The 14,876-nt window shown below is 43.3% G+C and carries 4 protein-coding genes; all 4 read left to right on the forward strand.

From position 1 onward, the window contains the following. The coding region (locus VIP81_RS25940; protein WP_331968092.1) for a hypothetical protein at positions 1–3,255 on the forward strand (3,255 nt) is incomplete at its 5' end. Positions 3,256–3,272: 17 nt separating this feature from the next. Then, complete coding sequence (locus VIP81_RS25945; protein WP_331968094.1) at positions 3,273–3,767, forward strand: hypothetical protein; 495 nt, start codon at positions 3,273–3,275, stop codon at positions 3,765–3,767. A gap of 62 nt (positions 3,768–3,829) precedes the next feature. Next, on the forward strand, positions 3,830–7,264 hold the full coding sequence (locus VIP81_RS25950) for a hypothetical protein (protein ID WP_331968096.1): 3,435 nt from the start codon (positions 3,830–3,832) through the stop codon (positions 7,262–7,264). 54 nt (positions 7,265–7,318) lie between these two features. Continuing rightward, on the forward strand, positions 7,319–14,876 hold a 7,558-nt coding region (locus VIP81_RS25955; protein WP_331968098.1), incomplete at its 3' end, for a hypothetical protein.

Consider the following 14,876-nt stretch of genomic DNA (forward strand, 5'->3'; position numbering starts at 1 on the left):
CATCACCTTTCCGAAATAGATGTTTTAAATAACGACGGTAGGAAATACGTATACGGTTTGCCGGTATATAACCTGAAGGAAAAAGAGGTGACATTTTCTGTAAAACATGAGAATGGTAATGCAGAAGAAGGGACTGTATCTTATAACTCCGCAGCAGATTCAGACAGAAGGGAAGACAGTGTAACTAATCAAAGTGGGAATGATCGTTATTTTGTATCGGAGGAAACACCTGCCTATGCGCATTCTTTTCTGCTAACCGGAGTTGTATCTGCAGATTATGTAGACTTAACAGGTGATGGTATTACGGATGATGATGCCGGCAATGCCGTTAAGTTTAATTATACTAAAACGGCGGGCAAAGAGAACCCTTACAAGTGGAGGACACCTTATACAAAAAATGCTACCTATAACGAGGGGCTCAGAACAGATAATAGCGATGACAAAGGAAGCTATGTGTATGGAGAAAAGGAACTCTGGTACCTGAACTCCATTGAATCAAAGAATATGGTGGCTACGTTTACGTTGGAAGACCGGGAAGATCTTTTGCCAATGGACGAAAGAGGTAATAAGATAAGGAATACCCATCAGGCTAAACGATTAAAGGAAATTAATCTATATGTAAAGGCGGATTATCTGAATAAGAAGGCTGCTCCTAAGCCGGTGAAAACAGTTCATTTTGAATATAGTTATGAACTATGTCCGGGTGTAAATGCTCCTGAAAGCGATTCAGGTAAGCTTACTCTTAAAAAAGTGTGGTTCTCTTATAATGGCAATGAAAGTAAATCTAACCAGAAGAGGGCACAACAGAACGCCTATGTCTTTAACTACAATAAAGTTAATCCGGCATATAACAGCAAGTCGTACGACAGATGGGGTAATTATAAACATGCTTCTCAAAATCCAACCGATGCTGATGGAACGCCAATGACGAATCCGGAGTATCCGTATGCCTTACAGGATAGTACGTTAGCGGCTGCAAATGCGGGTGCATGGACGTTGGATTCTATCAAATTGCCATCGGGAGGACGGATGAAAGTCGTGTATGAAGGAGATGATTATGCTTTTGTGCAGAACCGCAGGGCTGCAAAGATGACCACCATTGCCGGTTTTTCAGAGAAAGCCCCTAAGAGTTTAACGGACCTTTCCAATCATCTATATGAGCGTTGGCTGGGTTGGAAGTATGATAACCTGTATGTTGCCTTTGATGTACCCCGAAAAGTTACGTCCAAAGCTGAGGTGTTTAGCAGGTACTTATCTGGTTTACACGATACCATGTTTTTTAAATTGAACGTACAAATGCCATCTGATGATTTGGGAAGTGGAAGCGAATATGTTCCTTGTTACGGTTTTATAGATAGTACTGATTACGGGTTCATTAATGATGGTAAGACCATTTATGTGAAGCTTCGGGCCATTGATAAGAAAGGCGATGATGGGGGCGCTTATAGTCCGCTCGCGCAGGCATCGTTACACTATCTGCGTTTAAACCTTCCTTCTAAGGCATTCCCAGGGTCAAATACCGGTGAAACACTGGAAGTAGCAGAAGCCATAAAGATGATTGTTAACATGGCAACAGGGCCGTTAAAACAATTAGTTTCGTTCGATAAGAATGCGCGTATCGAAGGATGGGCACAAAACGTAGATCTCAAACGATCCTATGCACGATTAAACGATCCTAATTATAAAAAGTATGGCGGTGGACTGAGAGTAAAAAAACTGTTGATCTATGACCATTGGAATAAGATGACTGGTAAGAAAGAATCTATTTATGGAACCGAGTACAAATACACAACTACCCGGAACATAGATGGGAAAGACGAAGAAATCAGCAGTGGTGTAGCTACTTATGAACCTATTTTGGGTGGAGAAGAAAATCCATTTCACACCCCCAATATTTATTCAGAACAGGCTGGATCATTGGCGCCCGTATTTACCAGTTATGTGGAAAATCCGTTGGGAGAGGGGTTTTTCCCGTCGCCAGGTGTAGGTTATGCTAAAGTAACTACCCGTTCTATTAATACAAAAAATACGCGGTCTGCCAATGGAAGAGAAGAAACCTGCTTCTATACCAGCTATGAATTTCCCACTATCGTTGAAAGTTCAGAGATAGGTGATGAATCGAAATTCCGATATAGGCCCAGATTTCAAAACTTCCTGAGGTTCGACGTCAAATACCACCTGGCTATTAGTCAGGGTTTTAAAATTGAGCTGAATGATATGCATGGTAAGTTGAGGTCGAAGTCTACTTTCCCCGAATCAGGGAAAGATGCCATCACTTCCACTACTTATTATTATCGTGTGGAAAATGATTCGCTGGAAGTCAAGCATCTTACCAATACAGTTACTACTATTAACGCAAGGGGTGAAATTGATACTGCGTCCATAGTGGGAAAGAACGTTGAGTTGATGATGGATATGCGACAACAGACATTTAACACCGTGAGCACCAATCGTAATGTTAATACAGATGGTTTTTTGGTAGGGCCTGTTTTTATATACATCCCTATGGTTATTGGAATACCACGGAAAGAGGAAAATATTTTCAAATCAGCAGCAGCTACTAAGGTCATCACGCGTCAGGGCATACTGGACAGAGTAGAGGTGGTAGATAAAGGCAGTAAAGTGGTTACCCGGAATTTGCTTTATGACAGCGAAACCGGGGAGGTGTTGCTGACCGCTACTCAGAATGAATTTGGAGATTCTATTTTCCAGTTCAATTATCCTGCGGCCTGGGCATATGATGGGATGAGTGGGGCATATAAAAATATACAAACAACGCTAGCAGGACTGAATATCAGGAATGGAAAGATTGTATCGGGGCTCTCTGTATCTGAACAAAATCAGTTGTTTGTTTCCGGCGATGAGATGTTGATCTATTCCAGAAATAGGGTCTATGGCGATCCATGTAAGGATGACGAGACAGGTTTGGCGACCTTCCCCAGCAACAGTAAAATATGGGCAGTGGATGCCAATGCTTTGAATGGCCAGGATCCCGATATTTATTTCATGACCAGGGAAGGGGTACCATTTACCGGGCTGGATGTAACCCTGAAAGTAATCAGTTCCGGCCGGAAGAATTTAAATGCCAGCATTGGTGCAGTAACGATGATGAAAAATCCATTGGTAAAGAAGGGGAATGCTTATGAGCTGGTGATTGATAAAAGCAGGAATATCATTAATGCTTCAGTAACGGAATTCAAGCAGAATTGGCACGTGGAAGATGCTATGAAGTCTGTAAAAGAATGTGTTTATTAATTAAAAAAATGTTGGGCATGTATATACGTCATATTTTAATAGTCATGATATTGTTTTTTGCGGGAAAGGTAAGTGCGCAGGATTCAGTACTCTCTGCGAAGGTATTGCAGGGGAAATGGCACATAACAAAAGTGGTGAGTAAAACCTACTCACAACAAGACCGGAAATTATTGCAGGAGAAAGTATTAGCTACCACAGATGCTTTCAAAACAGTGCGTGGATTTGTACCATTGGTCATGTTATTCCGCGAACAGAATTGTAGCATACAACATGCTTATGGCGTGGAGTCGGGACAATATACCGTGGACCTAAGTAGTCGTTTATGGTATAGGAGGGGAGAGTATAAACCACAACAGCCGGCAGCGGACATAAAGTCGGGGTCATTTTGGCTTTGTAAAATGGAGGATAATAAAATACTTATCCTTGAGATGCCGGCTTCCTATTATAATGAGGATGGGACGAATCTCCCCGTAAAACTGGTATATACCTGTTATTACGAAAGGGCAAACTGATTCAATATTACGATTTACTACAAAGGAGTTAAACAGGTATGAGCACATTAAAATTACCCATTATGAAATATAGGCACTTATTGGTCATCACTTTTTTACTGTTGATGAGTGCTTTTAGATCATTTGCACAATGCAGCGATTGGAATATTTCGGCGAAAATTGATAGTGCAACCTGCGCAGCGAATGGAAAGATTACTGTAACACTCACGGGGGCGGACGTTAGCCACCTCGATAGCGTGCAATACAGGTTGGAAGCGTTGACTCCAGGAGGAACGAATGTGACGCAGAACTCTTCGAATATTCTTCAGAACCTGCGCGCCGGAGATTATCGTTTGACGGTAAATGGGTTGTGTGGGAGTAGTCCGGTACTGAAATACATTGATGTAACGGTACCTGGCAATTATGTGGATATGGATTATAATCTGGACGTTAGCCGATCTGCGCTGGGAACCTGTAGTAATGCCATCCTGTTAATCTACATTACAAATGGCCGGGCTCCATTTACCGCAACTATAACAAGTGCCCCCGCCGCTTATACTGGTCCCCTGACGTTTGCACTTAATGCAAATCCATTTCCAATAAATAACCTGCCTACTGGTGACTATGAATTTTCTGTGGCAGATCAGTGTGGAAACGGACTGGTTAAACGAAAGCACATTTATAGTGCTACTTTTAGCCGCAATACTTATTATACTTCTGGCATTAATGCTGTACAGGGGACTTGTGATGAATTATGGTTACCCAACTTGTTTACAAATGAACCGGGTTACGATATGTATTTTAGTGATACCTCTAATTTTACACTGAAATGCAAGATCAATAATTTGCCTATCACCGAAGCTTATCATGTTGGAGAAACGAAAAAAATTAAATTGCCCACGGGAGTTGATTTTAAGAGTCTGTACAACAAGACTGTAACTACTTATGTCACCTCTCCGTGTGGGGACGCATATGAAACTACCACCTATCTGTCTGCTCCTTGGTTTGGTACAAGTTTTAGTTACAATTGCGATACGTCAGCTAATATCTTTTATCAGATATATGACCGTAATTTTTGTGGATCGATATTTTTAAATATTAGAGATATCATGTCCAACCGATCATGGACAGATACTATTGTAAATACCGGGTCTATAAGTGGAAGAATAGACAATGTACCTTTTGGCAATTATCAATTTACTGCAACTACCAGTGACGGATATACATTAGATACTGTTATCCTGCCCATTGCACAGGATACGACTAATCCTTACTATATACAGATTAATCATCCTTATGGGATGTATGGGGATGACGGTGCCTTTGCCTTAAGCATTGGGAAAATTAACAGTGAAATTCATCCAGGAACCAGGATTCAGCTGGTAAGTCCGGAGAATTTTTCGTTCGACGAATATACCACTGATAATGATATCTACGGCTATAGTGTTGGGTATCCTTCTGGTAAGCTAAATGCAAGATTGACAATTGGGGACTATAAATTTATTATTACCGATGAGTGTAAGCAATACACGGTGACGATTCATGTTACGGAGGATGAAGTTTTTAAATATACCTGGAATTACACTACCCAGCAAACCTGTGATGGTTTACTAGTTACGGCCAATGGTTTCACCAAATTCAGAGGCAACACCTTGCCCTTATATCTTGCTGTTTTAGGAGAAAATGGAGGTGTTCCTTCGGGTTCATCAGTGACATTACGAACACCAGGTCAATATAAAATAGGGGTTTCAGCCTATTCACGTGGGGTAATGGATTTTAGTAATATTGGCAATGACGTGAATGTAAGGACGATATACTACTATCAAAAAAATCTTGACTTAGATTCCTCACTGGGTTGGGTTTGTCCGGGTGCCCCAGACAATTCAGGCACCATAAGGGCGATTGCCGCTGGCGGTAATCTAAACAATGGAATTTACACTTATAAACTGGCGGAAGAGGGATATGGGAGTACCGGCCCGTATCTGGATAGCAATACCACAGGTAATTTTACCTCCAATGCCCACTATTCTCTGATAAAGAATAAAAACTATGATGTTCAGATAACGGATCAATGTAAAGCGTTTATTGTGCGAGGGATTAAGATCCTGGACTTTACCAACTTTCAGGCGATAACGACAGATAAGCCTTTGTTTTGTGTGGGAGATACGGTGTATTTTACTGCAGTGAATCTACCTACATCCAGTAGAACTTATACCTGGACGAATCCTCAGAATCAGGTGTTTGCTACAGAACAAACTGCGGTGCTCTATAACGTAGATTCCAGTAATATTGGCAATTACCATGTAAAAATCAGTTCAGATCTTTGCGATAGACCTATTGAAGGAGACGTATATGTGCGTGTGGCTCCTTATATCATTAAATGCTACAGTGCTGTTACCGATACCAGTGTAAATCCTTATATACATGGTTTGTTGGGTAACTGGCGTCCTTCGCGATCCTATACTTACTATGGCCCACGTGCGGAGTCAGATCCTATGCAGGAAACCAATATCCGTAAGGATGGCGCCTTTAATGATTTCTTGTCTTTCTGGCAAAAACAGACAAAAAACTGGGTGCCGCAAACGAACAATCCTGCGTGGGTATGGAATGCTGAAAGCACCATTTTTAATAAGAAGAGTTTTGAGTTGGAGAACAAGGATCCATTGGGACGATATAATGCGGCCGTGTATGGATACGATAACACCGTGCCGGTAGCGGTGGTACAGAATAGTCATTATAGAGAAGCCGGATACGATGGCTTTGAAGACTACAGCTTTGGTGGAAATAGTTGCAGTGATGGTAGTTGCCCCGTAGATCGTCATTTCGGTTTTCCAGGATACATTAACAGAATGGATACGACACAAAGCCATACCGGAAGATATAGTTTACGGGTGGAACCAGGAGATAGCATATTATTATCTTCCATTGTATCAGATACCGATAAAGTAATCATGGCGCCCGACTTTAGGATGAGCCCCAATAATTGTTCGGTTACTCCGGTGTTACAAGGCGTGCGGGTGAATAAGGATGTACTGGTGCCAATTTTTTCACCATTGGCAGGCAAAAAAGTGCTTTTCAGTGCCTGGGTAAAACAGGCGCAGGATTGTCAATGCAGCAGTTATAGCAATATTAATGTTACCCTGTTTGTAGGAGGGCCGGTTCGGGTTACTGTTTCAGCAAAACCCAAAGGAGCTATTATTGAAGGGTGGCAACGGTATGAGGAGGTGATAGACGTGCCTGCGGGATCAACCACCTTCAGTTTGGTTATAGCCACTACAAATAATACGACTGCTTACTTTGATGATGTCCGGATACATCCTTACAACGCCAATATGAAATCCTATGTATATGATCCTAAGAACCTCCGGTTAATGGGTGAACTGGACGAAAATAACTATGCTACTTTCTATGAGTATGATGATGATGGTACCCTTACCCGTGTGAAGAAGGAAACAGAAAGAGGTGTTAAAACGATTAAAGAAACCAGGAGTGCCTTATTGAAGGAAACAGCAGAATAAACAGCTGTACTGAACAATTTTTTTATAAAAGCATTCCCGAACCTATTGAAATATATGAAACCTATTTTGCTGAAAGTGATTACCAGATGCAGTTGGTTGTTACTGTTTCTGTTGTTGATGAATAAAGTCCATGCTCAAAGTGGTACGGGTATTTTATTGAAAAAAACATTGGACGGGAGCAAGGGACAAATGGTAATGGATTCCTCGGTAACCCTGAAGGACAGTATTTATTTTGATCCTGTTACCAGTGCGAAGTTGGACACGCCTTATTTTTTAAGGAACGTGATTACTTTCCGGATCAATGAGTATGCTACCATTTACCTGGGAGCACCTTTTACGGCGTCAGCAAATGTTCGTATATATTATTTAAAGCCGGATTCCAATCCGGACTCTACTACGGTAACACTGAATATCAGCTACGACACAGCGCACACCTATACACTCAGAAATAGTTTTGTGTTTAACAATGCGCATCAGGTGACTGTAAAGATCTTGGGGATTACCACCAATGCCGGCAAGGATATTTCTTCCGCGTTGTTGCTGGATAATGAAATGGAAATACATCCGGTGTATAAATTGTCCTGTACTAACGATGTAATAGCAGCAATTAATTTCCAGGAACCCACGGATAAGGATTCCGCAGATGAGTTGGCAGTTAGCTGGGAAGCGATTGTAGGAGCAGATGCGTATGATCTGGAGTGGGCCTATATTGATTCCAGCGCTATAGAAACCAATGGCTGGACAACGCCGGATGCGAAGAAGATTTTTGCCAATAATACCACGAGGGTTACCATTGCCGGTACCAATTATACGATCCCGTTATTATATGATAAAGTAGGCGTTTTATATTTCCGGGTTCGTGCGGTGCAGGAAAAGCCGAACGACATCCGGGTGGAGACGGACTGGAGTTCGAAATTTGGTCCGGGCTTAGGGCAATATAGCTTCGATGGACATCAGCGAAGCCTGAACTGGCAGTCCTCCATTTCATTTGCGGAAGATGGCAAGCGGAAGGTAGTAGTCCAATATTTTGACGGGAGTTTACGTGGCCGGCAAACCGTGACCAAGGATAATATTACGCATAATACTATCATAGCAGAATCTTTTTACGATTACCAGGGAAGACCCGTTATACAGGTGTTACCGACGCCTACGCTGGATAAGGTGCTGAAATATACGCCCGGTTTTAATTTACCTATTAATGGACCTGAGTACGACAAAGATAACTATGACTATATCGCCAATGAGTCGGAGTTGATCGCCGCCAGTGCCAGGCGAATGGATACCACTTCGGGTGCTAATCAATATTATTCTCCGGCTAATCCGGAAGCCAACAAAGGGATACAGCAATACATCCCGGACGCAGAAGGATATGCATTTACGGAAACGGAATATACCCCCGATAATACCGGGAGGATCAGCCGTCAGAGTGGAGTAGGACCTACATACCGGTTAGGAAGCAATCATGAAACGAAATATTACTACAACCGGCCAACACAGAAAGAGTTAGATGCCTTGTTCGGAACGGAAGTAGGTATAAGCTCTCATTATTTTAAGAATGCGGTGTCGGACGCGAACGGACAGCTCTCGGTGAATTATCTGGATATGCATGGCCGTACGATTGCCACTGCGCTGACGGGGCAAACAGGAAATACAAACCTGAACGATCTCCCATCGAAGAAGGGATTGATGGTAACAGACTCCCTTTCCGGAGCAGACAATAATATCATTACAGAGCGGAGCATACAAAGCATGTTCCCGCTGATGATTGATGAAGATAGCAGTCTGTGTACTTTTAATTACATGCTTGCTCCGCCTGTATTGCAGAAGATGGGATGTGATAGTGCCACTACTTATTATACCGGGTTATACGATCTGCGTATTCGCATTACAGATGATATGCGCAACCTACGTTTGGGAGGACAGCCGGTGGAAGTTGTTTTCCGCAACTATGATCCCGCTGCTATCACTGCGGGTAGTCATCCAATATCGCCCGATACCATTAAAGTATCCTTTAGCAGGATGCTTTACAAAGGGTCTTACAATATTTCGAAAACGCTTGAAATCAGTAAGCAGGCGATGGATTACTATCGTGATAGTATTTTCCTGAAATCGACGGTATGTACCACCGTAGAAAATTTCATCGAAAAGCAATCAGCGGCAGCACAGCAGAAAAGCTGTTATCCGGAATGCGTTGGTTGCGATAGTTTGCACACCGATGGTGATGATATCAAAATCGCGATGTTACAGGACATGACTCCGTCTTCTGGTCAGTACGCTGATTTAACAGATGCTTCCAACCAGTTTTCAATTTTCAAACCGGGAAATAATGGCGCCCCCGCCACCTATGCCAGAAATGATATCAGATATTATGATGAATTGGGTGTGATAGATTCTGTTATGGATCCGGTTACCCGTAAAAATGTACTGCCACAGGCTTTATCACCTACCCAGTTTGCGAACTCCTTTAAGTCTTCCTGGGCCAATGCTTTACTGCCTTTCCATCCGGAGTATAGTAAATTGACAGTTTATCAGCAACAGGCGTTGAAAGACGCACAGTTGTGGGGCAAAGACTTTGAAGCTACGGCTACCTATTTCGCCGCTAAGCAGAAGGGTTACCTGGATCCAATTGGAACGAAGAGCCGGTTTGCCGGAACAGGTTCGCATGATCCGCTGGTAGCAAAGAGTTTTAGCACACTGAATGCGGCGCTGGAAAGATACCGGGACAAAGACTATTCTCTTTGGGTAGTGGCAACACTGGCAGTCAAATGCCCGGAAATGGAGACGAGTTGCGTAAATGCCAACAATGATATTTCGAATGCCTTTAATGAAAATACGATGTGTGGCGGCGACCTGGATATGGCGTGGCGCTCCTTCCGCACACTATATCTGCAAATCAGAAATGACGCTATCAATGATCTGTTAAATGCCTCTTCGTCGGTAACGGGAGATTTTTTATATGGGATGGGGAAAATGCCACATTTTTCATCGGTGAAAGCAACCGCCAACCATGTGAAATTGGGAGATCCTGATGAGGATCCCCAAAATGCAAACGGCGATGTGAATGCCCAGATGCAGAAAATGTATGATGATAACTGTAAAGCATATGTGAAAGTATGGATGCAGCAGTTGGCGCCATGTAATTACGATACTGCTGAATTGCGTGTAATAACAGATAGCCTGCTGTTGATCTGTAAAGGTGGAGCAGACCAGAATCACCCTTACGGTTCCAGAACATTAAAACAGCCCATACCCGGCGTCGCCAGCAATTTTGAAGAAGTTATTGCCAATTATAATGCAGGACATTTACCTGTTCGGAATGCCTTTGTTTGTAATGCGGAACTGCTGACAGATCCTGCCGCCTATGGTAAACAAGCCGCGAAGAGCAACACCGGTAGTTTCACCCGGCCGGAGACTTGTCAATGCGATAAGTTACAGTCATTACGAAATGAATATGAGCTGTTAAAAAAGACGACAGATCTGAATCTATCTGCTTATTTGCTGCGTACCCGAGGTGTGAAAATTTCACAGTCTGATCTGAATAAACTGATAGATGCCTGTTCAAATGTAACGCCGGATTGTAATTATTTACAGGAACCGATAAATATTCCGGCATTGCTGGATTGTAATGCAGCGCCAGCCTGCGTGCCCTGTCATGTTACTGACAGTTTGTATGCCGCATATCAATTGACTTATCCTCAGTCCAAACCGGCATTGAGCGAGGGCGATTCTGTGCAGGATGCCAAGAACCGTTTGTTTGCTTCTTATATGAACAACAGGCTGGGCTATCATTATCTGGCCTATGACTATCTGAAATTTATTGACAGTTGCGGCAAAGGAAGCTTCAGCACCGCCCATAATGTTTGTGTACCTGGTAGTGCCGACAGCAAACGTATGATCAACATCTACTCCAATGGAGGTACAGATGTTATTACGGATGTACGGAATACAGCAGATGACGGATACATCATGGCTGGTTATACAACCGGCTGCAGCAATGGTGGAAAAGACGGGTATGTTATCCGGACGAATAAGAAAGGTGATTTGCTTTGGGCTAAAACATATGGCGGAACAGGTGATGATACTTTTTCGAAATTAACACCTACTAAAGATGGTGGTTATATTGCCATAGGTAGCACCAATTCTTACTGTTACGATCTGGGTGCTATTCTGATAGTTAAGTTGGACAGTGCTGGTAGTGTTACCTGGAATAAGGTGATCGACTTTGGTCCGGACCATGGCGGGCAGGGAAATGATATTTTGGCTACTTCGGATAGTGGCTATGCCTTTGCTGGTCTAAGACGTACCGGCGGTATTAATACAGACTGGATAGGTGGTAAGTTAACAGCTACCGGAGATCTGACTTGGTTAAGACAAGGTGGTTCCGGCGCGAACAGGGATGTTGTCAATCTGCTGGAAAATAATGATACGTTGATGTTTGCCTCTTCTATTGTGGACGGTGGCAACTTTGATGTAACGCTTGTGAAAGTAAATAAACAAACGGGAGATGGATTGGGTAGGGATCAGTATGATCTGGAAGGCCGGGGTAACATCTGCAACAATATTCTGAAAACGGCAACTGGTTACAGATTGTCGATCGCCAATCTGGCAGATGCAGGCAACACGACGGTGAACGGGGTGTTGATGGATCTCAAGGCAGATGGTAGCATTGTAGCAGCCAAAAAGATGTTGAGTCCGGCGTCATTTAATTCACAGACGAGTACTGTTTCCTGGGTAGTGGCCGGAACGAGTGATGGAGGGGTGATTGCTTCTCAGTCTACAAAGGATGCATTTTGGTATAAACTCGGGGCGAATAATATCCCTCAATGGGGAAGCCATGTGAATATTCCAGCCAGTGAATGGGTGACACGATTAGTCCAGAACCGGAATGGTGGCTATGCGGGGGCTGGTTTATACAGTAACCATGCGATGCTGATGCTGGCAGATGGGCAGGGAAAAACGGGCTGTACTGATCTGCCCGAATCGCTGGGAGCCGTTGATATTACCAGCGCCTGTATTCGAAAGTCGCTTGGGGCTGTAACAGATATTGTTCTCACGACAAACAATATCAGTACAGTTGCTATTGGAGAGAAAATATGTACACCGGCGTTCAATACTGAAAGCTGCCCGGGCATAGATAGTTGTTATGAATTGTTAGATGGTCCGTTGTTATGTGGTAATACCGAAGCCACCTTCCCTGATATTGTTCTTCCGGACATCAGTAATTGCTCTGACAGTTCACTTTTTGCAGATGCGAAAGGAAGAGAGTTATTCAATGTGTATAGGGATTCTTTGATCAATGATTTTGACAGATCGTATCTCAGCACTGCTTTATCAGCTGTTTACGGAGAGCAGTTTGCTGTGACTCATGCTAACTCTGAACATCACTATACTTTATATTATTACGATCAGGCGGGTAACCTGGTGAAAACCATTCCTCCGGCTGGTGTAATCAGGGATACCACCCGTGACTGGGCTGATCGGGTCGCTGCAGCAAGAGCAGCGGGCCAATCGTTAGTGCCCCATCATACTTTAGCCACCAATTACCGATACAATACCTTAAACCAGGTAGTAGCACAGTTTTCTCCGGATGGCAGCATCAGTCATTTCTGGTATGATCGTTTGGGCAGATTGGCAGTTTCTCAGAATAGAAAACAGCAGTTCAATAACGCTTACAGCTATACGTTGTATGATTATCTGGGTCGTATTACGGAAGTAGGGGAGATTTCCAACAGTGCTGGCATGACACCGGAAATTTGCAGAGATGCTACTTTATTGTCGCAATGGATCGCGGTGGCTGGTAATAGCAGATCACAGATTACGAGGACCGTTTATGATTTACCAAGCACGTTCCTGGAACAGGATATCTGGCAGGCTAAGAATCTGCGTAATCGTATATCCTGGAGCGCTGTTTATGACCACATTGCGGACACGATTCCGGGTGGTCAGGCCTCCGCTACATATTATAGTTATGATATTCACGGTAACGTACGTACGTTATTGCAGGATTATAGTGCCAATACGCCCAACCCTGGTAATCGCTTTAAGAAAATAGAATACAACTACGACCTGGTAAGTGGAAAGGTAAATAGTGTTAGCTATCAGCCTGGTCAACGTGATGCATTCTATCACCGATATAGTTACGACGCAGAAAACAGGATCACGAATGTGGAAACCAGTCGGGATAGTATCTACTGGGAGAATGATGCCTACTACCAGTATTATAAACACGGACCTTTAGCCAGATCGGTTATCGGGCAACAGCAGGTACAGGGACTGGACTACGCCTATACCTTGCAGGGATGGCTTAAAGGAGTGAACAGTACAACGGCTACCAGCGCTTTTGATATAGGAAAAGATGGTGCTAAAAATGGTATTACAGCACAAGACGCATTCGGGTTCGCATTGCATTACTTCGGTGACAATGATTATAAACCGATCAATAGTGAAGTCCGGCCATTTGCATCTGCCGGAGGCACACTGGCATCGCTGTACAATGGCAACATCAGCGCTATGAGTGTGAACATACCTAAGGTAGGTACGCCGCTAATGTATTCTTATACGTATGATGCCCTGAACCGACTGGTGGCGACGAATGCGGCCCATAATCTCAATACCACTACGAATACCTGGATGCCTGTTAAGGTGTCTGATTTTGGAGAAAAAATCAGTTATGATCCCAATGGTAACATATTGACCTATGATCGCCATGGCAACGCTACCTGGGCTGGCAAGTCGCTGTCGATGGATAGCATGCAGTATCATTATGAAGCGGGTAAGAATAGGTTACTCTCAATCAATGATGATGTGTCACCCACTGCTTATGATAATGACATTGATGCTCAGCTGGCTAATAACTATGTATACGATAGCATTGGTAATTTGATACATGATGAACAAGCAGGTATTGACATAGCGTGGACGGTATATGGTAAGATTAAGCAGATAACGAAAAAGGATAACTCTACTATTGTTTATACATACGATGTTGCCGGCAATCGTATCAGCAAAATAGCTAAAGGAGTAGAAACTCGCTATATCAGGGATGCTACCGGTAATGTGATGAGTGTGTATGTTAGTGGTGATCAGTCTATCAATGGCGGTTTACTTAGTCAAACAGAAACGCATCTTTACGGTAGCAGCCGACTGGGGATCAACAATATGGCCACCCAGGTGCAAAATGATGATAATACAGAGTTGGTAAGATTACAAGGCTTAGGTTTCGGAACGTTTGCTACCTTTACACGAGGTAATAAGTTCTTTGAGTTAAGTAATCATCTGGGGAATGTACTAGCAACTGTGACGGACGCCAAGAAAGCAGTATCTGTGGATGGGAATGTAGTGGACCATTATGAGGCGGAGATAGCGAGCGCGCAGGATTATGCACCGTTTGGAATGGGGTTACAGGGAAGAGGATTTGATGCGGGGAGGTATAGATATGGGTTTAATGGGATGGAGAAATCAGATGAGATCAAAGGTGAAGGAAATAGTTATACAGCTGAGTTTTGGGAGTATGATCCTAGGATAGGAAGGAGATGGAATAATGACCCTGTCTATAAACATAGTCCCTATGAAGCTTTTGGAAGTAATCCTATAGTTAATGCAGATCCATCGG

The sequence above is a fragment of the Chitinophaga sp. genome, assembly GCF_036566945.1.
GTDB lineage: Bacteria > Bacteroidota > Bacteroidia > Chitinophagales > Chitinophagaceae > Chitinophaga.

Bases quoted from the DNA above. Each gene is read 5' to 3' on its own strand.
- VIP81_RS25945 (WP_331968094.1), top strand. From the start codon at position 3,273: ATGTATATACGTCATATTTTAATAGTCATGATATTGTTTTTTGCGGGA.
- VIP81_RS25950 (WP_331968096.1), top strand. From the start codon at position 3,830: ATGAAATATAGGCACTTATTGGTCATCACTTTTTTACTGTTGATGAGT.